Origin of the sequence: Loktanella atrilutea (assembly GCF_900128995.1) — a bacterium.
Taxonomy (GTDB): Bacteria; Pseudomonadota; Alphaproteobacteria; order Rhodobacterales; family Rhodobacteraceae; genus Loktanella; species Loktanella atrilutea.
Map to the genome: position 1 here is coordinate 165,483 of NZ_FQUE01000001.1, position 24,800 is coordinate 190,282.

Below are 24,800 nucleotides of genomic sequence, written 5' to 3' on the forward strand. Positions count from 1 at the left end.
CCCTCGGGCGCGGAATGGCACAACGTCGCGGGCAACCGGGCAAGGGACATGCGATGCCGCTGATCACGAGCAGAGAGATTGTCGCCTGCGCCATCACCGGGTCCGGTGCGGCGCAGGTCCTGTCCTCGCATGGCCGGACGCGCCGTGACGATAATCGAGTGCCGCGGCACGACCGAACCCGCCTTGCTGGCCGCATGCGCCACATTGCCTTCCTTCTTCTGCTGGCCGCCTGCGCGAAACCGCAGCCCGGCGAGCCCGTTGGCGGCCTGCTGGAGGTCTACCGTGACCGCAGCGTGCCGATCGGATCGGCCCTCAACTTCGACGCCGGTCGCTACGCGGGCAGATGGTACGAGGTCGCGCGCTATCCCGTTCCGTTCGAAACGGGCTGCGTCGGCGTTACAGCGGAATACGCGCCCTTGCCCGACGGCGGGCTGAGGGTGCTGAACACCTGCCGCAATGGCGACGGCAGCACGCGAAGCACGATAGAGGGTCGCGCCGATGTGGTGGGGCCGGGGCGGCTGACCGTCCGCTTTGACACGATTCCCTTTCCGGCGGATTACTGGGTCCTGTGGATCGACGAAGGCTATCGCACCGCCGTCGTCGGTGCACCGAACGGACGGTCCGGCTGGATCCTGAACCGGGATCCGCAGATCCCCGGCGACCGCCTGCGCGCCGCGCGGGACGTGCTTGAATTCAACGGCTACGATCTGGACCGACTGGTGGAGGTATCGCGATGAAGTATCTGGGACTGGCCACACTGGCCCTGATGACGGGCTGCGCCGGCGCCGGCCTGATGCCGGGCGGCGGGGCCGGCGGTGGCGGCGGCGCGATCAAGGAGTTCATGGTGATCGGCTCTTCGATGCCGTTCGAGCAGTGCCGCGCCGCCGGCGGCCTGATCATCCGCGACGTCGGCAGCCCGATGACGGCCTGCGATCCGTCGGTCAAGCGCAATCCGGTGCCGCAGGCCGCACTCGACGATCCGCTGACCGATACGGACCTGAACGCCGCCCTCGAACAGCAGGATCTGGACGCCGTCAACTGATGCCGCGGCGTGCGGCGATCATCGGCGGTGGCCCCGCTGGCGCTGGCTGGGCCGCGAGGTTTCTGCTGGCGGGTTGGGATGTCGCCCTGTCGGATATCCCGGAAACGCTGGCGTCTGCCGTCTTCGAAAATGCCAGACGCGCCCTGCCAAGCCTGTCCGACGTGGCCCTGCCGGCAGAAGGGCAGCTGTCGTTCCATGCAAATGCCGCCGCGGCGGTTCCGGGGGCGGACTGGATACAGGTCACACTGCCTGACGGGACAGCGGAGGCAGGCCAACTCCTGCAGGCGATACAAACGGCCTGTCCGCCTGATGCGATCGTCGGCCTGTCGAACTGGGTAGGGCAACTTTCGGTCTTGCAGGACGGCGCCCCGCACCCCGGACAGGTCCTCTCGGTCCGTGCTTTCGATCCGGTTTACCTTTTGCCGCTGGTCGAGGTGCTCAGCGGTGCCGCCAATTCATCCGCGGTGGTCGATCGGGCCGTCGGTATCCTGTCATCCATGGGGATGTATCCTCTGCCCATGCGCGCGCGCCGGGACGGGACAGTGACCGACCGGCTGTTGAAGGGGCTTCTGCGGGACGTCGCGCAGATGATCCGGGAAGAAGAAGCGACACCGGCAGAGTTGCATGCCGCAATCCAATACGGTCCGCTTCTGGATTTGCTTGGTACGGGTCTGTCCGATTCAAACAATTTCGGCAGCAGCGAAAGCGTTTTCGAACACCTTCTTTCCCAGAACGCATTTGCGACGCCGCACACAAGCAGCCCCCGATCCGCCGACCAACACCGCGACGAAACCCTCGTCACCCTGCTACGCGGATTGAAGGCCCGTGATGCCGGGGCCGGGAAATTGCTGAACGCGCAGGACCGGCGGCTGGATCGCTTGCCACTTACCCTCGATGCGGTCGGCGACTTGTCGCAGCCCGTACCCACCCTGCACCGCGCCGTGCCGCTCGACTGGACCGACTACAACGGCCACATGACCGAAGCGCGGTACCTGCACGCCTTCGGCGAGGCGACGGACCGGCTTATGGCATTGATCGGGTGCGACATGGCCTATGTCGCCAGCGGTGTCAGCTTCTTCACCGCAGAAACCCACATCCGACACCTCGACGAGGTACGGGCCGGGATCCGCATCAACATCACGACGCAAGTCCTTTTGGGGCTTGGGAAAAAGATGCACCTGTTTCACCGGATGTACGCAGGCGACAGGCTGCTGGCGACAGGAGAGCACATGCTGATCCACGTCAGCCTGACCACCCGCAAGGCTTGCCTGCCTGACGACCGGGTCGCCCTGCCGCTTACCCGTCTTGCGCAGTCACATGCAGACCTGCCGTGGCCCGAAGGCGCCGGGCGGGCCGTGGGGCGCAAGTGACGCCGCGATGATCTGGGTCTGGGTGACGCTGGGGGCGGTCGCGGCGCAGACCGTCCGTTTCATGCTGCAAAAGCAGTTGCGCGCGGCCACGCTGTCGACCGCGGGGGCGACCTTTGCACGGTTCATCTATTCCGCGCCACTGGTCGCGTTGCTGGCCTTCACCTATGCGGTGCTGACCGGACAGGCGACGGCGGTGCCCGCCCGGTTCTGGGCCTTCGCCATGGCGGGCGGGTTTGCGCAGATCATTGCCACGATGTGTGTCGTCGCGCTTTTCACGCAACGCAACTTTGCCGTTGGCCTGACCTTCATGAAGACAGAGGTGCTGATGGCGGCGTTGCTGTCCATCGTGCTGCTGGGCGAACAACTGCCACCGCTGGCCTGGATCGCGCTTGTGCTGGGTCTGCCGGGAATTGTCCTGCTGTCGGATGCGCCTGCCGCCTCGGGGCCATGGTATCGGCGCATCGTCAATCGGGGCAGCGGTCTTGGCCTCGCGTCCGGCGTGCTGTTCGCGGTGTCGAGCGTCGGTTACCGCGGTGCGTCGACGGCACTGCCCGCGGGCGACGCCTTCTTTCGCGCGATCCTGACGCTGGCCTGCGTGACCGCCTTTCAGGTCGTCGCCATGACCCTCTGGCTGGTCTGGCGCGAACCGGGGCAGATCACGAGAGTGGTCCGGGCGTGGCGCATCGCAGGGCTGGTGGGGCTGACGAGCATGGCGGGCTCGACCTGCTGGTTCGTCGCCTTCACCCTGCAGACCGTGGCCTTGGTCAAAGGGGTGGGCCAGATCGAACTCGCCCTGTCGCTGATGGTGGGCTGGGCCGTCTTCGGTGAACGCATCACCGGCAGAGAAGCGAAGGGCCTGGTTCTGCTGACCCTCAGCGTCATGATGCTGGTCTGGGCCGACTAGATCAGCCGCGCGCCGCCCAGACGGCTGACCAGCAAGGCCTCGTCGTCGTTGCGAAAGAACGGCACTGTCAGCGGCGCATCGGGGTTCGCCACATGCGCCATCAGTTCGGCCAGCACGACCTCCGTGATGAAGGGCAGGTCAAAGGTCCGGGCCTCGGCCAGCGGGACCCATTGCAGCAGCGACAATTCGTCCTCGGCCCGGCTGAAATCGTTGGGGTCGGTCGAAAGGTCCGTAGCCTCTGCCAGAAAGAACCGCGCGTCGAAGCGACGCGGCCGGCCTTGCGGTGTCACCGCGCGAAAGAAATAGCGCAGCCGGCTGGCATCGGGGATGTGCCCTGTCGCCGCAAAGCCGCGCCAACCTCGGGGTGCGTCCGGCCAGTCCGCCGGGTGTCCCAGCACGTGACCCGTTTCTTCCCACAACTCGCGGATCGCGGCGGCGGCCAGCGCCCGGGGCGGCAGCCGGGTTTCGCGTTCGAGGGCAGCCGTGTCGGCGTCCGAGAGGGGATGCAGCGGCACCATGTGATCCGCCGGGTCGACGGCGCCGCCGGGAAACACGAACTTGCTTGGCATGAAGGCCGCGGCGGCCCCGCGCTGCCCCATCAGGACAGACGGCACATCCCCGCGGCGCAACACGATGATCGTGGCGGCGTCGCGGATCGCGGTCTTGTCAATGACGCTGGCCAAATCCGTGCATCCCGTTTGCCCATTGAATGCCGACAACCAGACCTTTCAGCCGCGGCAACAGGAACAGCGACAGCGCGACCGTGCCGATGGTGAAGATCGTGGCGAGCACCAGCGGATCGGGCCTGTATTCCACGAAACTGTAGATCAGGATCGGCGCCAGCAGGTGCCCGACGATCAGGATCGTCAGATAGGCCGGGCCGTCGTCGGCGCGATGTCCGGACAGCGATTCCTGGCAGACCGGGCAGCGGTCCACGACCTTGAGGTATCCCGTGAACAAATGGCCTTCGCCACAGTGCGGACAGCGCCGGCAAAAGCCGCGCCACATGGCGGACTTCGCGTTGCGGTCCACCGGGGCGTCTTGTGTATCGGTCTCGGCCATGGATGCTCCTTCGTCCTTCCAGATGGACGCAAACGGGGTGAAATGAAAGGGTCGTGCGTCGCTTTGTGCGCAAAGGTCGCGGTCGGGCCGCAAATCAGCAGGCCGCGCGACGGAACCGCGGACCCGGCACGTATCACCTGCATCGACGGCCCGGACGGGGTCGTCGCAGACAACGGAACAAGGACGAAGCAGATGAAGAAGAGCGTGATGATCGGGGCCCTGCTAGGCGGTCTGGCACTGGCCGGCGTGGCCGGGGCACAGACGGCGCCCGCACCCGCGGCCCCCGCGACGCAGCCAGCACCCGGGTCGCGCGGCCCGATGCCGGATTTCGCGACGCTGGATGCCGATGGCAACGGCGCCGTCACTCCCGAGGAGATGCAGGCACAGGCGGCCGCGCGCTTTGCCGCGGCGGACACCGACGGCGACGGCGGCCTGTCGGCTGCGGAACTGCAGGCGCAGGAGGATCAGCGCCGGGCTGTGCGCCTGAACCGGATGATCGCGGCGCGGGACACCAATGGCGACGGGCTGCTGCAGGCCGATGAAATGGCCCCGAAGGGCGATCGCATGACCCGCATGTTCGACCGGATCGACACCAACAAGGACGGCAGTATCGACGCCGCCGAGTTCGAGGCCGCGCCCCGCATGGGTCCGGGCAAGCACCACGACGGCCACGGCAAGCCCCACGGCCGGATGGACGGCGATCATGGCCCGCGCCCGCGCGGCTAGGCGACGGGCAGCGGCTGGGGGCGCTTGCCGCCCCGGGCCGTTGCCATCCCAGAACGAACGGCCTAGCCAGGATACATATGTCGCCGCTGCCACAGCCACCGGACGCGATGCCGGACGCCGCCCTGCTGGTTGCCTATGCCAACGGCGACCCGGAGGCTGCGCGTCTGCTCGCGGCCCGGGTCCTGCCGCGGGTGCTGGGGCAGGCCACGCGGATGCTGCAGGACCGGGCAGAGGCGGAGGACGTGGCGCAGGAGGCGATGCTGCGCCTGTGGCGGATCGCCCCAGACTGGCGGCAAGGCGAGGCGCAGGTCACGACGTGGTTGTTCCGGGTGGTTGCGAACCTCTGCACCGACCGGCTGCGGCGACGCAAACGCACGGGTGTCGGGTTGGACCAGATCGCGGAACCGGTGGACCAGACCCCCGGCGCCGCGGCCGGGCTGCAGACCGCGGCGCGGCTGCGGGCGCTGTCGGACGCTCTGGCAGAGCTGCCCGAGCGTCAGGCGCAGGCGGTGGCATTGCGGCATCTGGAGGGGCTGTCCAATCCCGAAATCGCCGTCATCATGGACATCTCGCCCCGCGCGGTCGAAAGCCTGACGGCCCGCGGCAAAAGGGCACTGGCGGCGATCCTGGCAGGGCGTCGCGACGCATTGGGGTATGACGATGACGGATCGACAGATGGATGACCTTGACACGCTTTTCGCCACGGCGCGGACTCAATTTCCGCCCCCCGGCGACGATCTGGTGGCCCGTGTGCTGGCCGATGCGGCGGCGCAACAGCCCGGACCGGCGATACCGCGTCGTCACCGGTCGCGCGGTGCGGGGTGGCTTCAGGATCTGCTGGGGGGCTGGCCCGCGCTGACGGGTGTAATTGCGGCGGGTCTGGCAGGTCTCTGGATCGGTGCCGCACCGCCTGCTGGGGTCGAGGGGCTGGCAGCCGAGCTGGTCGGCACGACCCAGACCGTGACCTTCCTGCCCGAAACCGACGTGACGCTTTTCGAGGACCCGACCGATGGCTGACCCCTTTCCCGTCTCCCGCCGCACGAAGGCGATGCGCGTCGTGCTGGCGCTGTCGCTGGCACTGAACCTCGGTATTGCGGGGCTCGCGGCCGGAATGCTGCTGCGTGGCCACGAGGGCCGTCCGCCGCGGCATATCGACATGAGCCTCGGCCCCGTGGCGCGTGCCCTCGCACCCGCCGACCGGGCTGCGATCCGGGATGCCTTGAAGGCGCGGGGCGATCTGGCGTCGCCGCGCCGCAGCCGCGATGCCGATCTGCGAGCCTTGCAGGACGCACTGACGGCAGACCCCTACGATGCACAGGCCCTGCGGGCCGCGCTCACGACGCCGGCCAGCCGGGTCGCCCGGTTCCAGTCCGCAGCGGCAGCGGCGCTGGCCGACCGGATCGACATCATGACGCCGCAGGACCGCGCGGCGCTGTCGCAGCGGCTGACAGAAAGGACCCCGCCGCGTTAAGCTTTTGCGGCAGCCGCGGCGGCCGACCGGATCGACTCCATGCCTCTGCAGGATCGCACCGCGCGGTCGCGACGGCTGATCGAACGACGCTGACTCCTTACGCGGTAGCGGCGCTGGCCGACGGGATCGACACCATGGCGCCGCAGGACCGTGCGGCGCTGTCGCAGCGGCTAACAGAAAGGATCCCGCCGCGTTAAGCTTTTGCGGCAGCCGCGGCGGCCGACCGGATCGACACCATGCCTCCGCAGGATCGCACCGCGCGTTCGCGACGGCTGATCGAACAACGCCGCTACTCTGAGCGGCAGCGGAGTCGGCCGACCGGATAAACACCATGACGCCGCAGGACCGCGTGGTGCCACTTCAACAGCAGACCGATAGGACGCGGTCACATCAGGCCCCAGAGGCACAGGCCGAAGGGAACGACCCCATGACGCCACAAAATTTCACGGCGCTGCCGCAGCGGCTGACCGATCGGGTGCCGCCACACCGAGCGCTGTGTCCTTTTGTCGACGCTACGAGTGGCAAGGGAAGGGCAGTCGGTGAGACCCTCCTCGCAAGACAACTCCAGATAAAAAGGCAGCGAACATTACGTTCCGGCAAGAGGTCCTCAACGCTGGGGGAATGAGCCTGAACTGCAGGTTCGGCTACCTGCAACCCGGGGCTTCGATCGGTGGTCGGCTTTTAGATGATAGGGACCGTCGAGGGCTTCAAAACATCAGTCGATGCGAAAAAGACATGCATCTAAGTCGGTCCCCTTACAATGCTCCTTTCGTCCGCACACCTTCGGCAAGAGCGATGCCGCCCTTCGCCGCGCCTCGATTTCAACGAAACATCACCCCTTGCTATCCTCCTTCACGCCGCGGTCTGGCTGATCGAGATCGCGTCGCGGCCGTTCGCCTTGGCCCGGTAGAGCGCGGCATCGGCGCGCTTGAAGAGGTCGCCAAGCGTTTCGATCATGCCGCAGTCGAGCCTGTCCAGTGCGACGCCGACAGAAATCGTCACGTGCAGGTCCTGCTGGTTGTCTCCGATCGCGAAGGGGCGCATGTTGACCAACCGGCGCAGGCGCTGCGCCGCGGCCTTCGCTTCCGACAGGCTGGTGCGGGGCATGGCGATCAGGAACTCCTCTCCGCCAATGCGGGCGACGAGGTCCTCGGGCCGGAAGTTCTGCTTCAGCCGGTCGGCCAGACCGCGCAGCACCAGATCGCCGGCCGCATGACCATAGCCGTCATTGATCCTCTTGAAATGGTCGATGTCGATCATCATCAGGGCGTATTCCCGACCCACCGCACGGGCCTGTTCCGCGATGTGGCGCAGGTGCGTTTCCGCATAGCGCCGGTTGTAGAGCCCGGTCAGGGGATCGGTGATGGCGGCATGCAGCCCGTCCCGCAGGCTGTCGCGCAGGCGATCCTGATCCATCTTTTGCCGCACCAGCGCCCGTGCGCGCAATACCAGTTCCTGCATCTCCACTGCGCCCGGGATCACGTCGTCGGCGCCCAGATCCAGAAGCATCGCCGCCGCTTCGTTCTGTTCGGATGGCAGAATGACCATCTGTGCGGCCAGCCGCGTCGCCTGACGCGCGCGCAGGTCGGCGACCAGCCGGAATAGCTGCCGCGGCGCATAGCCCCCGACGGTGCCGTCGATGATGAAAAGATCGGTCATGTCGGGGCCGCCGGTGTCGACCAGTGCCTCGTCGGATGTGAGGACGCGCACCGGCTGGGTCAGACCCTCACGCAGTTCAGCCGCAAGGAACTCTCCTGCCGTGGGGGCGTCGGACAGAAGCGTGATCCGGGACGGCGTGATCAGCTGGGCGGCGATCTCCTCGAACCCGAAATTGCGGTTGGTGCCGTCGCGCATCTGAAGTTCGCGCGACATGTTGCGCCTCCGCATGAGGCTGCGCACCCGGGCCAGCAGCAGGGTATCGCTGATTGGGCGCGGCAGGACGTCGTCTGCGCCCGCATCCAGCGCGCCGAAGCGTGCTGCCGCCGTATCGAGCACGCCGACGGAGATGATCGCGATATTCGCGGTTGTGGGGTCGGCACGCAGCCTGCGGCAGAAGGCGTGGCCTTCACCCTGCGCATCCGTCAGGTTGATCAGGATCAGATCGGGTTGCGAGATCGCGATCCGGCCGGTCGCCTCTGCGCAGGATGCGACGGCATCGACCTCGTACCGTGCCGCCAGCATCTTGACCCGCAGGACGATACGGTTTGTCGAGATGGAATCGACGATCAATATTTTGCCGGACATCTTGCAATCCCTAACTGACGGTTTCACCATCGTTCGGACAGATTGCGTCATATGTATTAAAAAAGTGTTCACCCTTGGAAGGGGAATTGGCGATGACGCCGGAATCCGCTGAAGTGCTGGCCCTGCAGGCCCTGGCCTATGTCGCAGCCGACGACGAACTCTCCGGCGCCTTCATGGGCGGCAGCGGTTTGTCGCCCGATGACCTGCGGCAGGGGGCCTCGGACCCCGTATTCCTGGCCTCCGTCCTCGATTTCCTGACGCAGCGCGACGACTGGGTCGTGGCCTTCTGCGAGGGGCACGGCCTGTCCTTCGATGCGCCGCTGCGCGCGCGCTACGCCCTGCCGGGGGCAGAGCAGGTGCACTGGACCTGATGACACGGCGCATGTGCCCGGCATGATCAAGGGGCTGATCTTCGACAAGGACGGCACGCTGTTCGACTTCAACGCAACATGGGGCAGCTTCACGCGCCATCTTCTGGTGTCAGAGGCCGCCGGCGACGCCTTGCTGCTGAAACGCCTTGCGACGGTCCTCGGCTATGACCTGGCGTTGAACCGGTTCCAGCCGGGCAGCATCGTGATCGCCGAACCGATCGATGTCGTGGCCCGCGCGGTCCTTACGGTGACGGGACCGGGCGACCTCGACGCGCTGATTTCGCGGATGAACGCCTTTTCCGCGGATGTCCCCCAGCAACCGGCGGCGGATCTTCCGGCGCTGATGGCGCAGCTGCGGGCAATGGGGCAGACCCTCGGCGTCGTGACGAACGATGCAGAGGCGCCGGCATTCCGCCATCTGGAGGATGCCGGGATCATCGACGAACTGGCCTTCGTCGCCGGCTACGACAGCGGTCACGGTGCCAAACCCTCGGCCGCGCCGCTGCTGGCATTCTGCAAGGCAGTGGGGCTGCCGCCGTCTGACTGCGCGATGGTGGGCGACAGTCCCCATGACCTGACGGCGGGCCGGGCGGCAGGCATGACCTGCATCGGCGTGCTGACCGGCCCCGCCGCCCGCGCGGACCTGACACAGCTGGCGGACGCGGTGCTGAACAGCATCGCCGATCTGCCAGCCTGGCTGACGCATCAGGTCTGACGCAAGGCCCGTGTCGGCGGCGGCCACGGTCTTGCCAGACAAAGTTTTTCACCGACAGCAACTTTTTGTGCCGCCTTGTCGTGGTTGCCACATAGCAGGTCACAACGGCCTGCCGGGAAGAGAGAAAGAGATACCATATGTCGATGAAAACAAAGCTGATGACCGCCGCTGCCGTGTTCGCACTGTCCACCGGTGCCGCCTTTGCCGAATCCCACATGAGTGCCGACGGCAACCCGATGGTCGGTGGCGCCGAGATGTTCCCGACCAAGACGATCGTGGAAAATGCCTCGACCGCCGAAAACCTGACGACGCTGGTCGCCGCCGTGCAGGCTGCCGGTCTTGTGGACACGCTGTCGGGCCCCGGTCCGTTCACCGTCTTCGCCCCCACGAATGACGCTTTCGACAAGCTGGACCAGTCGCAGGTTGCCGAACTGATGAAGCCGGAGAATCAGGCGGCTCTGGCCAAGATCCTGACCTGCCACGTCGTCGCGGCCGATGCGATGTCCGACGCGATCATGGGCATGATCGCCGACGATAACGGCGACCACGCGGTGACCACCGTGGGCGGCTGCGTGCTGCAGGCCAAGATGGATGGTGACATGATCACCCTGACCGATGAGCGTGGTCAGGTCGCGACCGTCACCCAGGCTGACGTGAAGCAGTCGAACGGCGTCGTGCACGTGATCGACACCGTGCTGCTGCCGGCCGAATAAGAGTTACGTCGGATTTCGATCCGGCCTGCCTGCCAGCCCCGCCCCGTCACTTGACGGGGCGGGGTTTTTCACGTCAGCCGCGGCATCCTGTCCATCGCGGCCACACGTGGGAACATTATTCAGTCTTTGCATGTTGTAGCGCCACAGCAGGGCAGAATGTCCTGCACGACCATATGAAAGAGAGATGTTTTATGTCGATGACAAGCAAACTGATGGCCGCCGCTGCCGCTCTGAGCCTGACCGCAGGCGCCGCCGCCGCCGAGTCGCACATGAGCCCGGCCGGCAACCCGATGGTCGATGGCGTCGAGATGATGCCCGACATGACGATCGTCGAGAACGCTTCCAACGCCGGCAACCTGTCGACGCTGGTCGCTGCCGTGCAGGCCGCCGGCCTGGCCGATACGCTGGCGGGCGAAGGCCCCTTCACCGTGCTGGCGCCGACCAACGACGCCTTCGCCAAGCTGGACCAGACCCAGCTGGACGACCTGATGAAGCCGGAAAACCAGGCAGCACTCGCCAAGATCCTGACCTGCCATGTCATCCCCGGTGCGATGAACACCGAAGAGCTGGCGGGCCAGTTCGGTAACGAAGGTGGCGAGCAGGAACTGGAAACCGTCGGCGGCTGCATGGTGACGATCCGCAAGGACGCCGTGAAGGCCGAGGGTGAAGAGCACTTCACCATCACCGACGAACGCGGTCAGGTCGCAGAGATCATGACCCCCGACGTGTTCCAGTCGAACGGCGTCGTGCATGTGATCGACACCGTCCTTCTGCCGGCCGAATAAGCCTCTCCAATATCGGCCCTTTCAGGCTGGTTCTGGCCTCCTGCGTTTGCCCGCAGGAGGCCTTTTTCATGCGAAATCCGCCAGATAGGCCGCGATGATGTCGCGCGCGGCCAGAAGGTCGGTGCGGTGCACCATTTCGGTCACCGTATGGATGTAGCGCGTGCCGACGACGATCCCGACGGCCCGGGCGCCCGCGGCGGCCTGCTGTGCCGCCGCGCCGTCCTGACCGCCCGCCGCCAGCATCGTGCGCTGGTAGGGGATGCCCTTGGCCTCTGCCAGTGCCGCGATGTCACGCACGAGGCCTGCATCGGCGATGAAGCTGCTGTCGCGCACATGCAGCCCGAAACCTTCACCGTGGCGCGTGGTGGCGTCCTTTTCGGGGATTCCCGGCGTGTCGCAGGCCAGCGTCGTGTCGATGCCAAGCCCGATGTCGGGCCGCACGGCATAGGCAGCAGTCCGCGCGCCGCGCAGCCCGACCTCTTCCTGACAGGTGAAAGCCACGTGGATTTCGGCGCCGCGACCACCGTCGCCAAGCGCCCGGATCGCCTCGATCCCCAGCCAGCAGGCGACGCGGTTGTCGAGGGCCTTGCTGACAAAGGTATCACCCATCGTCAGGAAAGGTTCGTCCATGACGACGAAGTCGCCAACCTTGACGCGGTCTTTGGCCCCGAGCCCGAGGCCGGTGTCGATGAAGAACTCGCCCACCTCCGGCACCTTCTTGCGGTCCTCGGCGGTGGAGATGTGGACCGGCTTGCCGCCGGGGTTCATGACGCCCTTCAGATCGCCATCCTCGGTGCAGACCAGCACACGGCGGGAAAAGAGGTTGCGCGGATCGAAGCCGCCGACCGGCTGGACCCAAAGGTAGCCCTTGTCATCGATGTGGCTGACGAGAAACCCGATCTCGTCCATGTGGCACAACAGCATGATCCGTGGTGCGTCAGCGCGGTCCGCATCGCGCCGGCACAGCAGGTTGCCCATCGGGTCGACGGAGATATCGTCGAACAGGTCGGCGACCTCCGTCTGGATCAAGTCGCGCACGCGGTCCTCGCGGCCGGGCACGCCCGGCATCTCGCACAGGCGCTTCAGCAGGTCGATGTTCATGGGGTCATCCTGAGAATGGAACGGGTGCCGGTGTGGTAGGCGTGCCGGCCTTTGGGCGCAAGGCGGCGGCTTTTCGCGGAGCGGCTGCACCTTTCGGTGATCCGGCAGAATCAAGATGGAAACGGGCCGCAATCGCGTGTATTCAGGGCGTAATGGCGCAAAAGCGCAAGCAGCAGGCACTTATCCCCAAGAAACGACTTTACAGACCGTCCCCACGGCCGCACCATATCTCGTAGGGGACTAACAAGAACCATACCGTCACTAGAGCAGTGGCATAGTGCTGGGGACGCGTTGCGGACCCGACACATGAGAGAGGCGAAGAGCATGGCACTGACCGAGCAGTTTTACGACACCGACGACCTTCACCCCATCGATCTCGTGGAACATCTGGCCGAACACCATGCTTGGGAGTTCGACCGGCTGGCCGACAACCAGATCGCGATGGCGGTCGAAGGGCAGTGGCGCACCTATGCGATCACACTGTCATGGTCCGACCGGGACGAGACCCTGCGCCTGATCTGCACCTTCGAGATGGAACCGCCCGCGCACCGCACGCAGGCGCTGTTCGAGGCGCTGAACACGATCAACGACGACAGCTGGGCCGGCACCCTGACCTGGTGGCCCGAGCAGAAGATGATCGTCTACCGCTACGGTCTGGTGTTGGCGGGCGAGCAGATCGCGAGCCCCGAACAGATCGACACGATGATCCACACGGCGGTGACGAGCTGCGAGCGCTATTACCCGGCGCTGCAGCTTGTGACCTGGGCCGAGCGGACGCCGGCGGAGGCGATCCGGATCGCCATCGGCGAGGCTTACGGCCGCGCCTGAGGTTTTGCGCCGCGCGGTCCGCGCGTCGCCACGCCGGGGGGCTGCCGCCCCCCGGACCCCCCGCTGACGCGGGGGCCAGCCCCCGCACCCCCCGCGTCTCTGGAACCACACGGAGACCCGCTGCGGATCTTGTCGGCGTTGTGTCCCGGGTTTCGGCTGCATAGAGTGCTGAAAAAATCGGGGTGGTTGCGATGAATATGGATGATGTGGCCCGCCGGGGGCTGGTGCTGCTGGGTTGCGGCAAGATGGGATCGGCGCTGCTGGACGGCTGGCTGAAGGGCGGTCTGCCGGCAGACAGCGTCTGGGTGCTGGACCCGGCACCCTCGGATTGGGTGAAGACCACGGGCGTGCATCTGAACGCGGACCTGCCGGACGACCCGGCGGTGGCGCTGGTCGCGGTGAAGCCGCAGATGATGGGCGCCGCCCTGCCATCGATGCAGGCGCTGGGCGGGGGCGGGACGCTATTCGTTTCGGTCGCCGCCGGCACGCCGCTGGCGCGCTTCGCGGCGGCCTTCGGCGCTGAAACGCCGATCGTGCGGACGATGCCGAACACACCCGCCGCAATCGGACGCGGCATCTCTGCCCTGATCGGCAATGCCGCGGCGACGGAAGCGCATCTGGCCCTGGCCGAGGCGCTGATGGGGGCCGTGGGACAGACCGTGCGTCTGGAGGATGAGGGTCAGATGGATGCGGTCACCGCTGTCAGCGGGTCCGGCCCCGCCTACGTCTTCCACCTGATCGAGACACTGGCCGCGGCGGGGGTGGAGCAGGGGCTGGCGCCCGACCTTGCCATGGCGCTGGCCAAGGCCACCGTCGGCGGCGCGGGACAATTGGCCGAGGACAGTCCGGAGGATCCCACCCAGTTGCGGCGCAACGTGACCAGTCCGAACGGCACCACGCAGGCCGCGCTGGAGGTGTTGATGGACGCCAAGCACGGCTTTCCGTCGCTGCTGACCCGTGCCGTCACCGCCGCGGCCACCCGCAGCCGGGAGCTCGCCCGTGACTGAGATCTCCTTCGACGACTTCATAAAGGTCGACGTGCGCGTCGGTCGTGTCACCCGGGCAGAGCCCTATCCCGAGGCGCGCAAGCCGGCCATCAAGCTTTGGATCGACTTCGGCGGTGACATCGGCGAGCGCAAGACCAGCGCGCAGCTGACCGTCCACTACACGCCCGAGATGCTGGTGGGCCGGATGGTCTGTGCCGTGGTGAACTTTCCGCCGCGCCAGATCGGCAAGTTCATGTCGGAGGTGCTGGTGCTGGGCATGCCGGACGAAGACGGCGCCGTCGTACTGGTGACACCGGATCAGGACGTCCCGGCCGGAGGGCGTCTGCATTGAAACGCCTGCTTCTGACCCGCGCTTTCCCGCCCGCCACGGTCGCCGCCGCCCGCGCCCGCTTTGACGTGACCCTGCGCGACAGGACCGATGGCCTGTCGCCGGCCCAGGCGGCGGAGGCCCTGCAGCAGCATGACGCGATCCTTTGCACGCTGGGCGACGGTTTCAGCAAGGAGGCTTTTGCCGCAAACGACATGCGCTGCGGCATGATCGCGAGCTTCGGCGTGGGCTACAACCACATCGACGTGGCGGCGGCGCAGGCGGCCGGCGTGCAGGTATCGAACACCCCGGACGTCGTGACCGATGCCACCGCGGACATCGCGATGACGCTGATCCTGATGACCGCCCGGCGGGCAGGCGAGGGGGAGCGTCTGGTCCGCGCGGGGGGCTGGACGGGCTGGCATCCGACACAGATGCTCGGCGCGCATGTTACCGGCAAGCGGCTGGGCATCGTGGGCATGGGGCGGATCGGTCAGGCGGTAGCGCGGCGGGGGCATTTCGGCTTCGGCATGCCTGTGATCTACTTCAACCGCTCGCAGAAGGACGTCGACGTGCCCGCGCGGCAGGTGCCGGACCTGCACAGCCTGATGAGCCAGTCGGACATCGTCGTGGTGACGGTGCCCGGCGGCGGTCCCAATACCCACCTGATCGACGCGGCCGCGTTGGCGCAGCTAAGCGACGGGACCGTCTTCGTGAATGTGGCAAGGGGCGACGTGGTGGATGAGACCGCGCTGATCGCGGAACTGTCCAGCGGGCGCATCCGCGCGGGGCTTGACGTCTATGCGCGCGAACCCGTGGTGCCCAAGGCGCTGACTGATTTGGACAATGTCGTGCTGTTGCCGCATCTGGGCACGGCGGCGCTGGAGGTGCGCGAGGCGATGGGACAGATGGCGCTGGACAATATCATATCATGGGCGGACGGGCAGAGGCCACCGCAGGCGCTCTGGTCCTAGCGGGGCAGCATCCGCCGCAGCACAGCCTTGTCGCCCGCGACGAAGTGATGGTAAAGCGCCCCGGCGATGTGCAGCACGATCAGCCCGATCAGCACCTTTCCGGTGACGTCGTGGACCTCTGCCAGCGTTTCTGACGGAATGAACCACGCCAGTGCGCCCACGATCGGCATGCCGATCAGGATCGCGTAGAACAGCCAATGGGTCGCGCGGCTGACGGTCTGGATGACCCCAGCCGATTCGGGCGGTGGCGGGATGTCGGTTGTCAGTCGCAAAGCCAGACGCCAAAGCATCAGGATACCGATGGTCGCACCCAGCAGGGCATGAAAGATCGCGCCGCCGGTCCAGCCGGTCCCGATCTCTATGTTCTCCATCTTGGCGTCGAAGCTTGCGCCCATCGCATCGGCAAAGATGATCTGGATCCCAACCGCCACCGCGATCAGCCAGTGCAGCATCATATGGGGTGCGGTGTATTTCGTGGCTGACATGCATGTATTCCGGGTCAGGCAGCCAATTCCGCCATCGCCATCAAACGTCAGAGCAGGCGGTCCGGTTCCGCCCCCTCCATCGCGGCGCGCCAGTGCCTGCGGCACAGCGAGACATAGCGGTCGTTGCCACCGACCTGCACCTGATCGCCGGACTGCACGACTCGGCCCGCTGCATCGCGGCGCACGACCATCGTTGCCTTCCGCCCGCAGTGACAGATCGTGCGGACCTCCCGCATCTCGTCCGCCAGCGCCAGCAGCGTGGCGGACCCGGGAAAAAGCTGGCCCTGAAAATCGACCCGCAGGCCAAAGCACATGACCGGCACGTCCAGATCGTCGACGACACGGGCCAGCTGCCACACCTGCTCGGGTTCCAGGAACTGCGCCTCGTCCACGAAGACGCAGGCACAGGGCTGTGCCAGCCGGCGTTCGATCATGGTGTAGAGGTTGTCGCCGGGGGCGTAGGTGTCGGCGGGCTGGGCGATGCCGATGCGGCTGGCGATCCGGCCTTGCCCCGCGCGGGTGTCCAGCCGGGCGGTCATCAGATAGGTCTGCATCCCGCGTTCGACGTAGTTGTGGCTGGCCTGCAGCAGCACCGTCGATTTTCCGGCGTTCATGGTGGAGTAGTTGAAATAGAGCTTTGCCATGGCCCGGGTGATAGCGGTGCGCGCAGAGGATTTGCAAGAACCGGCGGCTGACATTCCGCGCGGGCTTGGGTAACCGTGCCGCAACGCTTGCAAAGGATCCGCCCCATGACAGAAGACATGCCCAACCTCATCGCGGATCAGCTGCACCCCATCGACCCCGGCGACCTTGCCGCCCCCGGTGACCCGCGCCATCCGCCGCGCATTCTGATCCTGACCGGATCGCTGCGCGCAGTCAGCTATTCCCGCCTGACGGCGGAAGAGGGCGCCCGCGTCCTGCGTGCGCTGGGGTGCGAGGTGCGCCACTTCGATCCGACCGGTCTGCCGTTGCCGGACGAGGCCAATGCCGACCACCCGAAGGTGCGCGAATTGCGCGACCTCGCGCTTTGGTGCGAAGGCATGGTCTGGTCCAGCCCGGAACGCCACGGCGCGATGACGGCAGTGATGAAGGCGCAGATCGACTGGATTCCGCTGGCGCCCATCGGCGGCATCAGGCCGACGCAGGGCAAGACCCTGGCTCTGATGCAGGTCTGCGGCGGATCGCAATCCTTCAACACGGTCAACCAGATGCGTGTTCTGGGACGCTGGATGCGGATGGTGACGATCCCGAACCAGTCCTCGGTCCCGATGGCCTTCAAGCAGTTCGCGGATGGTCGCATGCTGCCGGGACCGCTGTACAACCGGATCGTCGACGTGATGGAGGAACTTGTCCGCTTCACATGGCTGACCCGTGGCCGCCCGCAGCTGACCGACCGCTATTCGGAACGGGTCGAAACGCTGGAGGACGTCCACAGACGCGTGACCTCCTGATCCGGAACCCATGTCGGCCCGGCCTGTTGTGTCCCGCAATCGACAAGAACAGGAGACATCCAGATGTCCGCCATTCCCAACAAGACCTTCACCGACGGCAAATCCATCCCGGCCTTCGGCCTCGGGATCTGGCAGGTCCCGCAGGAGGAAACCGCCCGCGTCGTGCGCGAAAGCATCGAGATGGGCTATCCGCTGATCGACGGCGCCGCCGCCTACCGCAACGAGGAGCAATTGGGCGAGGGGATCCGGTCGGCGGACAAGCCCCGCGACGACCTGTTCATCACCTCGAAGGTCTGGAACGACGGCATGGATTACGACGCCGTGCGCCGGTCGGTGGACGACAGTCTGAAGCGGATCGGTCTGGAGCGTCTCGACCTGATGCTGATCCACTGGCCGTTCCCGAAACAGGACGCCTACGTCGACGCCTGGAAGGCGTTGATCGCCGCGCGCGCCGACGGGCAGGTGTCCTCCATCGGCGTGTGCAACTTTCACGAGGCCCATTTGAAGCGGATCATCGACGAGACCGGAGAGGCCCCGGTGCTGAACCAGATCGAGGTGAACCCGATGCTGCAGCAGGCCGAGACGGTGCGGGTCAACGCCGCCCATGACATCGTGACGCAAAGCTGGTCGCCGCTGGGCAATGCCCGGTCCTTCGACGCGGACCCGATCAAGGCCGTGGCCGAGCGGACCGGCAAGACCGCGCCGCAGGTCATCCTGCGCTGGCACTTGCAGCGCGGCAACGCGGTCATCGCCCGGTCGACCAAGACCGACCACCTGAGGGCCAACATGGAGATCTTCGATTTCGAGATCACGCAGGCCGAGATGGACGCGATCGCCAAGCTGGATCAGAACGAGCGCACCGGCCCCGATCCCGAAACCTTCAACGGCTAAGGGATGCGAGCGGGTTCAGGCCCGCTCGACCACGACGGAGCCGACTGAATAGCCGGCTCCGAAGGAGCAGATGATCCCCAGATCTCCGCGCTCCAGATCTTCCGAATGCTGCGAAAATGCGATGATCGACCCGGCAGAGGACGTGTTGGCGTAATCCTGCAGGATGTTCGGCTGTTCGCCCGGTTCGGGATCGCGGCCCAGCACCTTCTTCCCGATATAGTCGTTCATCGCCTTGTTGGCCTGATGCAGCCAAAGCCGCTTCAGGTCATCCGGGCCGATGCCCTCGTCCGCCATGTGGTCGGCCATGTGTTGGCTGACCAGCGGCAGCACCTCCTTGAAGACCTTGCGGCCGTTCTGCATGAACTGCATGTCGCGCCGATCCTCCATCTGGTCGCGCGTGCGCCGCAAGAAGCCCGCGTTGTTGCGAATGTTGTTGCTGAACTGTGTCGCGCAACGGGTTGATCTGATGATGAAATGACTGTCCTTCGCATCCTCTGCCCGTTGCAGGACCGTCGCCGTTGCCACATCGCCGAAGATGAAATGGCAATCGCGGTCGCGCCATTCGAGGTGTGCGCTGGTGATCTCGGGGTTCACCACCACCGCGGTGCGGACGCTGCCGGTGCGGATCATGTCGGCGGCGGTCTGGATGCCGAAGGTGGCCGACGAGCAGGCGACGTTCATGTCGAAGGCAAAGCCGCCCGCGCCGATCAGTTGCTGGATTTCCACCGCAACGGCGGGATAGGCGCGTTCGATGTTGGACGCTGCGCAGATCACCAGATCGACCTGATCCGCACTGATCCCGGCCTGTGCCAATGCCGTGTTGATGGCATCCACCCCGGTTTCGGCCATCAGCGACGGTTCGTCATCGCTGCGGGCGCGGAAATGGGGATACATGCGGTCCGGGTCCAGCACGCCGGTCTTGTCGATCACGTGCCGTTGCTCGATCCCCGACGCCGCGACGATGAAATCGACCGAAGAATGGGCCTTCGCCGTCACATCACCTGCCGTGATCGCATCGGCATGCCGTTCGTTGTAGCGGTCGGCATAGGCGTTGAAGGCCTCTACGAGCTCGGCATTGGTGATGACCTGTGCGGGGGTAAAGACCCCGGTGCCGGTGATGGCTGCGCGATACATGAAAAGGCCCCCCTTGGATCAGCGCATTATGGCCGCGGGACGCCGGGGAAGTCCATTGCCGGGCAAAGCGCGCTCCGCAAGGTCACCTTTCGGCAACGCACAGGGCATCGATGGCAGCAACCCTGCCGTCGGCATCGTTGCGGGCAGGGGCAACCTAGCGGGTGGGCACGGAGTAGAGGACGTAGCCCGCGATGCGCGCCACCTCGACCCCGCCGGTGTCGATGGCAAAGACGCCGAGGTTTTCCATGTCGGCGGGACAAGCTACCAGATCGGCGGCATCGTCAAGGTAATTCACCGTCGCCTCCGACTCGAGGGCCAGACGGCACTGGTCGCCGTCGGCGCGGTAGCCGGTGGGCGACAGGGTCAGCGTCTGCGGCGGTGCGGAAGGGGCCGGGACGCAGGCGCACAGGGCGAAGACGGAAAGCATCAGGGCCGGGGTCAGATGTGTCATGATGAAGCTCCGGTTGCGAGGCCGGCATCATAGCACGATTCGCGGGTCTAGGCGCGGGTCCGTTGCCGGACCCGCGAATGTGTCAGCCCTGCAACGACCGCACGTCAATGGCACCATTCGCGCGTTCCTGCATTGCCATCACCGCGGCCTGTGCGGCGGCGGCGGTGGTGAAATACGGAATCTTGTCGTTCAGGGCGACGGACCGGATTTCGCGGCTGTCATCCACTGCCTGCGCGCCTTCGGTCGTGTTCAGCACCAGCGCGATATGGCCGTCCTTCAGGCGGTCGACGATGGTCAGGCCGCCTTCGTAGACCTTGTTGACCGTCGTGTGCGGGATGTCGTGCCCGGTCAGCCAGGCCGCCGTGCCACGGGTCGCCGTGATGGTCAGGCCAAGGTCAATCAGACCGCGCGCTGCCTCGGCCATCTGGTCCGTCTTGTCATCGTCGCGGATCGACACGAAGACGCAGCCATCCTCCGGCAGGATCGTGCCGGCCCCCATCTGCGCTTTAAGGAAGGCGCGCGCAAAGTTGCGGTCCCAGCCCATGACCTCGCCGGTGGAGCGCATTTCCGGCCCGAGGATCGTGTCGACACCGGGAAAGCGGGCGAAGGGCAGCACGGCCTCTTTCACGCTGAACCACGGTGTCTTGGGGTCGGCGAGCGTGAAGGCATCGCCGAGCGGCAGCACGTCCATCGGGTTCTCGGTCTCGGGGTAGGGGGCGCGGAGCGGGAAGTTCGACAGCGGCTCGCCTGCCATCAGTCTTGCTGCGATGGACGCGATGGCCGAATCCGTGGCCTTGGCGACGAAGGGCACGGTGCGCGACGCGCGGGGGTTGACCTCGATCAGGTAGACCTCCTCGTCCTTCACCGCGAACTGGACGTTCATCAATCCGACGACGTGGAGGGCCTTCGCCAGCTTTTCGGTCTGGTCGCGGATTTCGGCGATCATCGCGTCGGACAGGGAATAGGGCGGCAGCGAACAGGCGGAGTCGCCGGAATGGACGCCCGCCTCCTCGATGTGCTGCATGATGCCGGCGACATGGGTGTTTTCCCCGTCGCAGAGGCAGTCCACATCGACCTCGACCGCACCGGACAGGTAACTGTCGAGCAGCACCGGGCTTTTGCCCGACACCACGACCGCCTCGTTGATGTAGCGCTCCAACTGCGCCTGATCGCGGACGATCTCCATCGCGCGGCCGCCGAGGACGTAGGAGGGGCGGATCACCAGCGGGAAGCCGATCTGGTTGGCGATCTCGAAGGCCTGTTGGTCGGTCGAAGCGATCCCATTGACCGGCTGCTTCAGGCCCAGCCGATTCACGAGGTCCTGGAACCGTTCGCGGTCTTCGGCCAGGTCGATGGCGTCGGGCGTGGTGCCGAGGATCGGGATGCCGGCGTCGTTGAGGGCATTGGCGAGCTTCAGCGGGGTCTGGCCGCCGAACTGGACGATGACGCCGTGCAGGGTGCCGTTGTCCTGCTCGACCCGCAGGATCTCCATCACGTGTTCGAAGGTCAGCGGCTCGAAGTAGAGGCGGTCGGAGGTGTCGTAGTCGGTCGACACGGTTTCGGGGTTGCAGTTGATCATGATGGTCTCGTAACCCGCGTCCGACAGGGCGTAGCAGGCGTGGCAGCAGCAGTAGTCGAACTCGATGCCTTGCCCGATCCGGTTCGGCCCGCCGCCGAGGATCACGACCTTGTTGCGGTTCGAAGGCCGCGCCTCGCATTCGACCTCGCCCATGACGGGGGATTCGTAGGTGGAATACATGTAGGGCGTCTGCGCCTCGAACTCCGCGCCGCAGGTGTCGATCCGCTTGAAGACGGCGACGACGCCGGCGTTGGTGCGGGTCTTGCGGACCTGCGCCTCGGTCTGGCCGGTGAGGGTGGCGAGGCGGGCATCGGTGAAGCCCATCATCTTGAGACGGCGCAGGCCGGCCTCGTCGCTCGGAAGGCCGTCGGCCTTCACCCGCTCCTCGGTGTCGACGATTTCGCGGATGCGGGCGAGGAACCAGGGGTCGAACATTGTGACCGCATGAATGTCGTCGTCCGAGAGACCATGGCGCATGGCCTGTGCGATGACGCGGATGCGGTCGGGGGTCTGCTTGGCCAGCGCCTTGGTGATCGCGGCGGCATCGGGGGCGCCGGGGATTGCGATCTCGTCGAAGCCGGTGAGGCCGGTTTCTAAGCTGGCCAGCGCCTTCTGCATGGATTCGTGGATCGTGCGGCCGATGGCCATGGCCTCGCCCACGGACTTCATCGCGGTGGTCAGATGCGGCTCGGATCCTGCGAACTTCTCGAAGGCGAAGCGGGGGATCTTGGTCACGACGTAGTCGATGGTCGGCTCGAAGGACGCGGGCGTGACGCCGGTGATGTCGTTGTCGAGCTCGTCGAGCGTGTAGCCCACGGCGAGTTTCGCCGCGATCTTGGCAATGGGAAACCCGGTCGCCTTGGAGGCGAGGGCGGAGGAGCGCGACACGCGGGGGTTCATCTCGATCACCACCATGCGGCCGTCGGCGGGGTTGATCGCCCACTGCACGTTGGACCCGCCGGTCTCCACCCCGATCTCGCGCAGGACGGCGATGGAGCCGTTGCGCATGATCTGGTATTCCTTGTCGGTCAGCGTCAGGGCCGGGGCCACGGTGATGCTGTCACCGGTATGCACGCCCATCGGGTCCACGTTCTCGATCGCGCAGACGATGATGGCGTTGTCCGCCTTGTCGCGGACCACCTCCATCTCGAACTCCTTCCAGCCGAGCAGGCTTTCGTCCACGAGGATCTGCGCGACGGGCGAGGCTTCCATGCCCGAGCGGCAGTAGTATTCGTACTGTTCGCGGTTGTAGGCGACACCGCCGCCGGTGCCGCCGAGCGTGAAGGCGGGGCGGATGATCGCAGGCAGGCCGACATATTCGATGGCCTCGATCGCCAGCTGCAGGCCCGCCTTGATGTCGAACTTGCCGTTCTCCTTCTTCGGCGCGGTGATGATCGTGGCCTTCGGATTCTCGATCCCCAGCCGGTCCATCGCCTCGCGAAACAGGCCCCTGTCCTCGGCCATCTCGATGGCTTCGCGCTTGGCGCCGATCATCTCGACCCCGAATTTTTCAAGGACACCCATGTCCGCGAGCGCGAGAGAGGTGTTCAGGCCGGTCTGGCCGCCCATCGTGGGCAGCAGGGCGTCGGGGCGTTCCTTTTCAATGATCTTCGCCACGATTTCTGGCGTGATCGGTTCGATATAGGTGGCATCCGCGAGGCCGGGGTCGGTCATGATCGTCGCGGGGTTGGAGTTCACGAGGATGACCCGGTAGCCTTCCTCGCGCAGGGCCTTGCAGGCTTGGGCGCCGGAGTAGTCGAACTCGCAGGCCTGCCCGATCACGATGGGCCCCGCACCGATGATCATGATCGACTTGATATCATCACGTTTTGGCATGGCGGCCCCCTGATTTGCGGCAAATTCTCCGCCTTATAGAAGTGCTGGGACCGGGTGCAAGGGCCTATCCCCTTCTATTGCGCCGCCATCGCAGCCTGCGCGTCCTCTCTGACATAAAGGTAGTCGCGGGTCAGCGGGACCGCCATCTTGTCGCGCGCCAGCTGGATCTGGAACACCACCAGCCGTTCGTCGACAAAGGACCGTTCCGCAGCGGACAGGTAGAACCGCCACATCCGCACGAAGCGGTCGTCGTAAAGGGCAGCGGCGCGGTCGGCCTGCGCCTCGAACCGGTCGCGCCAGTGGCGCAGGGTCTTGGCATAGTGCAGGCGCAGCACCTCGATATCCGTGGGCATCAGGCCGCTGTGTTCGACCGCATGCTGGATGTCGGACAGGGCGGGCAGGTAACCGCCGGGAAAGATGTGCGTGCGGACCCATTCGCTGGTGGCGCGTGGCCGGGTCGCCGTGCCGATGGTATGGATCAGCGCCACGCCGTCCGGGGTCAGCACATCGCGCACCTTGTCGAAATAGGTCTGGTAATGCGGTTTGCCGACGTGTTCGAACATCCCCACGGACACGATGCGGTCGAAGGGGCCGGCGACCTCGCGATAATCCTGCATCCGGATGTCGATGCGGTCCGTCAGACCGGCCTCCCTGACCCTCTGGCCGGCAATACGGTGCTGTTCCTCTGACAGCGTCACGCCAACGACCCGTGCGCCGTAGTCCCGCGCCAGCGTCAGCGCCATGCCACCCCAGCCGCAGCCGATATCGAGGATCCGCATCCCCGGCCGGATGCAGAGCTTGCGCGCGATATGGTGTTTCTTCGCCTCCTGCGCGGCATCCAGCGACATGTCGGGGTCAGTGAAATAGGCGCAGGAGTATTGCCGGTCCGTATCGAGGAAGAGGTCGTAAAGCTCCGACGACAGATCGTAGTGGTGTGCCACGTTCTGCCGGGACCGCGTCAACGGGTTGCGCCGGGCCAACCGCTGCACCGGAGAGGCAAGCCGCCGCGCCGCCCCCATCAGCACCGTCGTGCGTCCGCGCTGGCGGTTGCGCATCAGCATCGACAGCAGCCCGTCCAGATCATCATTCGCAACTGTCAGATCACCGTCCATATAGGCGTTGCCCAGCGTCAGATCGGGCCGCAGCACCAGTCGCTGCACGATATCGTCCCGGTGCAGTTCCACCCTGACTGGCGGGCTGCCGTCGCCGTAGCGCGTGGTATGCCCGTCGGGCCAGGTCAGTTCCAGCGCATCGGTGACGATCAGCTGGCGCAGGGCAGTATCGAGTATGCGGTTCCACATCGGAGGGTCCTTTCGCGCCCGGTTGACATGCGACTTCTCGCCCGGTTGACCT

Annotated in this window: 28 protein-coding genes; 18 read left to right on the forward strand and 10 right to left on the reverse strand. The window is 66.0% G+C overall.

Annotation, left to right across the window (positions count from 1 at the left end):
* Positions 1-53 precede the first annotated feature (53 nt).
* From BUA54_RS00765 to BUA54_RS00780, 4 genes are read left to right on the forward strand one after another with little or no spacing between them, the layout of a single operon-like run.
* A complete protein-coding gene (locus BUA54_RS00765; RefSeq protein WP_245810533.1) occupies positions 54-737 on the forward strand; it encodes a lipocalin family protein in 684 nt (227 codons plus the stop codon).
* Positions 734-1,042: a hypothetical protein gene (locus tag BUA54_RS00770; protein ID WP_072855303.1), complete on the forward strand. Its 309-nt coding sequence runs from the start codon at positions 734-736 to the stop codon at positions 1,040-1,042. The genes BUA54_RS00765 and BUA54_RS00770 overlap by 4 nt, the downstream gene beginning before the upstream one ends.
* Positions 1,042-2,412, forward strand: a complete 1,371-nt coding sequence (locus tag BUA54_RS00775) for a thioesterase family protein (RefSeq protein WP_072855304.1) — start codon at positions 1,042-1,044, stop codon at positions 2,410-2,412. The genes BUA54_RS00770 and BUA54_RS00775 overlap by 1 nt, the downstream gene beginning before the upstream one ends.
* 7 nt (positions 2,413-2,419) lie before the next feature.
* Positions 2,420-3,316 (forward strand): DMT family transporter, encoded by an 897-nt coding sequence (locus BUA54_RS00780; protein ID WP_072856079.1) that lies wholly within the window; start codon positions 2,420-2,422, stop codon positions 3,314-3,316.
* On the opposite strand, the gene BUA54_RS00785 is transcribed toward BUA54_RS00780, so the two are convergent.
* Both BUA54_RS00785 and BUA54_RS00790 read right to left on the reverse strand, forming a co-directional pair.
* Positions 3,313-3,999 carry an NUDIX hydrolase gene (locus BUA54_RS00785; protein WP_072855305.1) on the reverse strand — a complete coding sequence of 229 codons (687 nt, stop codon included), beginning with the start codon at positions 3,997-3,999 and terminating at the stop codon, positions 3,313-3,315. The two genes, BUA54_RS00780 and BUA54_RS00785, sit on opposite strands and share 4 nt — an antisense overlap.
* Positions 3,983-4,378: a DUF983 domain-containing protein gene (locus BUA54_RS00790; protein ID WP_072855306.1), complete on the reverse strand. Its 396-nt coding sequence runs from the start codon at positions 4,376-4,378 to the stop codon at positions 3,983-3,985. The genes BUA54_RS00785 and BUA54_RS00790 overlap by 17 nt, the downstream gene beginning before the upstream one ends.
* Before the next feature lie 192 nt (positions 4,379-4,570).
* Between BUA54_RS00790 and BUA54_RS00795 the strand changes: the two genes are divergently transcribed.
* From BUA54_RS00795 to BUA54_RS00810, 4 genes are all read left to right on the forward strand, one after another.
* Complete coding sequence (locus BUA54_RS00795; protein ID WP_072856080.1) at positions 4,571-5,104, forward strand: EF-hand domain-containing protein; 534 nt, start codon at positions 4,571-4,573, stop codon at positions 5,102-5,104.
* 77 nt (positions 5,105-5,181) lie between these two features.
* Positions 5,182-5,787 (forward strand): RNA polymerase sigma factor, encoded by a 606-nt coding sequence (locus BUA54_RS00800; protein WP_072855307.1) that lies wholly within the window; start codon positions 5,182-5,184, stop codon positions 5,785-5,787.
* On the forward strand, positions 5,780-6,121 hold the full coding sequence (locus BUA54_RS00805) for a hypothetical protein (RefSeq protein ID WP_084113981.1): 342 nt from the start codon (positions 5,780-5,782) through the stop codon (positions 6,119-6,121). Before BUA54_RS00800 ends, BUA54_RS00805 begins: the two co-directional genes overlap by 8 nt.
* On the forward strand, positions 6,114-6,575 hold the full coding sequence (locus tag BUA54_RS00810) for a periplasmic heavy metal sensor (protein ID WP_072855309.1): 462 nt from the start codon (positions 6,114-6,116) through the stop codon (positions 6,573-6,575). Before BUA54_RS00805 ends, BUA54_RS00810 begins: the two co-directional genes overlap by 8 nt.
* An 852-nt stretch (positions 6,576-7,427) precedes the next feature.
* Here the strand turns inward: BUA54_RS00810 and BUA54_RS00815 are convergent.
* On the reverse strand, positions 7,428-8,819 hold the full coding sequence (locus tag BUA54_RS00815; protein WP_072855310.1) for a diguanylate cyclase: 1,392 nt from the start codon (positions 8,817-8,819) through the stop codon (positions 7,428-7,430).
* A gap of 92 nt (positions 8,820-8,911) precedes the next feature.
* Between BUA54_RS00815 and BUA54_RS00820 the strand changes: the two genes are divergently transcribed.
* From BUA54_RS00820 to BUA54_RS00835, 4 genes are all read left to right on the forward strand, one after another.
* A complete protein-coding gene (locus BUA54_RS00820) occupies positions 8,912-9,190 on the forward strand; it encodes a DUF3572 domain-containing protein (RefSeq protein ID WP_072855311.1) in 279 nt (92 codons plus the stop codon).
* A gap of 22 nt (positions 9,191-9,212) precedes the next feature.
* Positions 9,213-9,905 (forward strand): HAD family hydrolase, encoded by a 693-nt coding sequence (locus BUA54_RS00825; protein ID WP_072855312.1) that lies wholly within the window; start codon positions 9,213-9,215, stop codon positions 9,903-9,905.
* A gap of 143 nt (positions 9,906-10,048) precedes the next feature.
* Positions 10,049-10,618, forward strand: coding sequence for a fasciclin domain-containing protein (locus BUA54_RS00830; RefSeq protein ID WP_143155339.1), 570 nt, complete (start codon positions 10,049-10,051; stop codon positions 10,616-10,618).
* Positions 10,619-10,815: 197 nt separating this feature from the next.
* Positions 10,816-11,403, forward strand: coding sequence for a fasciclin domain-containing protein (locus BUA54_RS00835; RefSeq protein WP_072856081.1), 588 nt, complete (start codon positions 10,816-10,818; stop codon positions 11,401-11,403).
* A gap of 66 nt (positions 11,404-11,469) precedes the next feature.
* Here BUA54_RS00835 and BUA54_RS00840 read toward each other — a convergent pair whose 3' ends face one another.
* A complete protein-coding gene (locus BUA54_RS00840) occupies positions 11,470-12,504 on the reverse strand; it encodes a M42 family metallopeptidase (RefSeq protein WP_072855314.1) in 1,035 nt (344 codons plus the stop codon).
* Positions 12,505-12,828: 324 nt separating this feature from the next.
* Between BUA54_RS00840 and BUA54_RS00845 the strand changes: the two genes are divergently transcribed.
* The 4 genes from BUA54_RS00845 to BUA54_RS00860 all read left to right on the forward strand — a co-directional run bounded on the left by BUA54_RS00845 (position 12,829) and on the right by BUA54_RS00860 (position 15,620).
* Positions 12,829-13,332, forward strand: a complete 504-nt coding sequence (locus BUA54_RS00845; RefSeq protein ID WP_072855315.1) for a type III secretion system chaperone family protein — start codon at positions 12,829-12,831, stop codon at positions 13,330-13,332.
* Between the two features lie 191 nt (positions 13,333-13,523).
* A complete protein-coding gene (proC, locus tag BUA54_RS00850; protein WP_072855316.1) occupies positions 13,524-14,339 on the forward strand; it encodes a pyrroline-5-carboxylate reductase in 816 nt (271 codons plus the stop codon).
* Positions 14,332-14,670 (forward strand): tRNA-binding protein, encoded by a 339-nt coding sequence (locus tag BUA54_RS00855; protein WP_072855317.1) that lies wholly within the window; start codon positions 14,332-14,334, stop codon positions 14,668-14,670. Before proC ends, BUA54_RS00855 begins: the two co-directional genes overlap by 8 nt.
* Positions 14,667-15,620: a 2-hydroxyacid dehydrogenase gene (locus tag BUA54_RS00860; protein ID WP_072855318.1), complete on the forward strand. Its 954-nt coding sequence runs from the start codon at positions 14,667-14,669 to the stop codon at positions 15,618-15,620. The genes BUA54_RS00855 and BUA54_RS00860 overlap by 4 nt, the downstream gene beginning before the upstream one ends.
* Here the strand turns inward: BUA54_RS00860 and BUA54_RS00865 are convergent.
* Together BUA54_RS00865 and BUA54_RS00870 are read right to left on the reverse strand one after the other, a co-directional pair.
* Positions 15,617-16,105: a cytochrome b gene (locus BUA54_RS00865; RefSeq protein ID WP_072855319.1), complete on the reverse strand. Its 489-nt coding sequence runs from the start codon at positions 16,103-16,105 to the stop codon at positions 15,617-15,619. The genes BUA54_RS00860 and BUA54_RS00865 overlap by 4 nt on opposite strands.
* Positions 16,106-16,152: 47 nt before the next feature.
* Positions 16,153-16,749, reverse strand: a complete 597-nt coding sequence (locus tag BUA54_RS00870) for a thymidine kinase (RefSeq protein WP_072855320.1) — start codon at positions 16,747-16,749, stop codon at positions 16,153-16,155.
* A gap of 105 nt (positions 16,750-16,854) precedes the next feature.
* Here BUA54_RS00870 and arsH point away from each other — a divergent pair, with 105 nt between their 5' ends.
* Together arsH and BUA54_RS00880 are read left to right on the forward strand one after the other, a co-directional pair.
* Positions 16,855-17,556: an arsenical resistance protein ArsH gene (gene arsH / locus BUA54_RS00875; RefSeq protein ID WP_072855321.1), complete on the forward strand. Its 702-nt coding sequence runs from the start codon at positions 16,855-16,857 to the stop codon at positions 17,554-17,556.
* A gap of 63 nt (positions 17,557-17,619) precedes the next feature.
* Entirely contained in the window at positions 17,620-18,447 is an 828-nt protein-coding gene (locus BUA54_RS00880; protein ID WP_072855322.1) for an aldo/keto reductase, read from the forward strand.
* A gap of 15 nt (positions 18,448-18,462) precedes the next feature.
* On the opposite strand, the gene BUA54_RS00885 is transcribed toward BUA54_RS00880, so the two are convergent.
* The 4 genes from BUA54_RS00885 to BUA54_RS00900 all read right to left on the reverse strand — a co-directional run bounded on the left by BUA54_RS00885 (position 18,463) and on the right by BUA54_RS00900 (position 24,748).
* The gene (locus BUA54_RS00885; RefSeq protein ID WP_072855323.1) at positions 18,463-19,581 is read right to left on the reverse strand and encodes a beta-ketoacyl-ACP synthase III; all 1,119 of its coding nucleotides are present in this window, start codon (positions 19,579-19,581) and stop codon (positions 18,463-18,465) included.
* 154 nt (positions 19,582-19,735) lie between these two features.
* Complete coding sequence (locus BUA54_RS00890) at positions 19,736-20,032, reverse strand: hypothetical protein (RefSeq protein WP_072855324.1); 297 nt, start codon at positions 20,030-20,032, stop codon at positions 19,736-19,738.
* Between the two features lie 82 nt (positions 20,033-20,114).
* The gene (carB, locus tag BUA54_RS00895) at positions 20,115-23,447 is read right to left on the reverse strand and encodes a carbamoyl-phosphate synthase large subunit (RefSeq protein ID WP_072855325.1); all 3,333 of its coding nucleotides are present in this window, start codon (positions 23,445-23,447) and stop codon (positions 20,115-20,117) included.
* 74 nt (positions 23,448-23,521) lie between these two features.
* Positions 23,522-24,748: an SAM-dependent methyltransferase gene (locus BUA54_RS00900; protein WP_072855326.1), complete on the reverse strand. Its 1,227-nt coding sequence runs from the start codon at positions 24,746-24,748 to the stop codon at positions 23,522-23,524.
* Positions 24,749-24,800: the final 52 nt, after the last annotated feature.

Bases quoted from the DNA above. Each gene is read 5' to 3' on its own strand.
- proC (WP_072855316.1), top strand. From the start codon at position 13,524: ATGAATATGGATGATGTGGCCCGCCGGGGGCTGGTGCTGCTGGGTTGC.
- BUA54_RS00810 (WP_072855309.1), top strand. From the start codon at position 6,114: ATGGCTGACCCCTTTCCCGTCTCCCGCCGCACGAAGGCGATGCGCGTC.
- BUA54_RS00800 (WP_072855307.1), top strand. From the start codon at position 5,182: ATGTCGCCGCTGCCACAGCCACCGGACGCGATGCCGGACGCCGCCCTG.
- BUA54_RS00835 (WP_072856081.1), top strand. From the start codon at position 10,816: ATGACAAGCAAACTGATGGCCGCCGCTGCCGCTCTGAGCCTGACCGCA.
- BUA54_RS00885 (WP_072855323.1), bottom strand. From the start codon at position 19,581: ATGTATCGCGCAGCCATCACCGGCACCGGGGTCTTTACCCCCGCACAG.
- BUA54_RS00890 (WP_072855324.1), bottom strand. From the start codon at position 20,032: ATGACACATCTGACCCCGGCCCTGATGCTTTCCGTCTTCGCCCTGTGC.
- BUA54_RS00780 (WP_072856079.1), top strand. From the start codon at position 2,420: ATGATCTGGGTCTGGGTGACGCTGGGGGCGGTCGCGGCGCAGACCGTC.
- BUA54_RS00775 (WP_072855304.1), top strand. From the start codon at position 1,042: ATGCCGCGGCGTGCGGCGATCATCGGCGGTGGCCCCGCTGGCGCTGGC.
- BUA54_RS00815 (WP_072855310.1), bottom strand. From the start codon at position 8,819: ATGTCCGGCAAAATATTGATCGTCGATTCCATCTCGACAAACCGTATC.
- BUA54_RS00795 (WP_072856080.1), top strand. From the start codon at position 4,571: ATGAAGAAGAGCGTGATGATCGGGGCCCTGCTAGGCGGTCTGGCACTG.
- carB (WP_072855325.1), bottom strand. From the start codon at position 23,447: ATGCCAAAACGTGATGATATCAAGTCGATCATGATCATCGGTGCGGGG.
- BUA54_RS00880 (WP_072855322.1), top strand. From the start codon at position 17,620: ATGTCCGCCATTCCCAACAAGACCTTCACCGACGGCAAATCCATCCCG.
- BUA54_RS00820 (WP_072855311.1), top strand. From the start codon at position 8,912: ATGACGCCGGAATCCGCTGAAGTGCTGGCCCTGCAGGCCCTGGCCTAT.
- arsH (WP_072855321.1), top strand. From the start codon at position 16,855: ATGACAGAAGACATGCCCAACCTCATCGCGGATCAGCTGCACCCCATC.
- BUA54_RS00870 (WP_072855320.1), bottom strand. From the start codon at position 16,749: ATGGCAAAGCTCTATTTCAACTACTCCACCATGAACGCCGGAAAATCG.
- BUA54_RS00805 (WP_084113981.1), top strand. From the start codon at position 5,780: ATGGATGACCTTGACACGCTTTTCGCCACGGCGCGGACTCAATTTCCG.
- BUA54_RS00770 (WP_072855303.1), top strand. From the start codon at position 734: ATGAAGTATCTGGGACTGGCCACACTGGCCCTGATGACGGGCTGCGCC.
- BUA54_RS00840 (WP_072855314.1), bottom strand. From the start codon at position 12,504: ATGAACATCGACCTGCTGAAGCGCCTGTGCGAGATGCCGGGCGTGCCC.
- BUA54_RS00765 (WP_245810533.1), top strand. From the start codon at position 54: ATGCCGCTGATCACGAGCAGAGAGATTGTCGCCTGCGCCATCACCGGG.
- BUA54_RS00865 (WP_072855319.1), bottom strand. From the start codon at position 16,105: ATGTCAGCCACGAAATACACCGCACCCCATATGATGCTGCACTGGCTG.
- BUA54_RS00790 (WP_072855306.1), bottom strand. From the start codon at position 4,378: ATGGCCGAGACCGATACACAAGACGCCCCGGTGGACCGCAACGCGAAG.
- BUA54_RS00845 (WP_072855315.1), top strand. From the start codon at position 12,829: ATGGCACTGACCGAGCAGTTTTACGACACCGACGACCTTCACCCCATC.
- BUA54_RS00900 (WP_072855326.1), bottom strand. From the start codon at position 24,748: ATGTGGAACCGCATACTCGATACTGCCCTGCGCCAGCTGATCGTCACC.
- BUA54_RS00830 (WP_143155339.1), top strand. From the start codon at position 10,049: ATGAAAACAAAGCTGATGACCGCCGCTGCCGTGTTCGCACTGTCCACC.
- BUA54_RS00825 (WP_072855312.1), top strand. From the start codon at position 9,213: ATGATCAAGGGGCTGATCTTCGACAAGGACGGCACGCTGTTCGACTTC.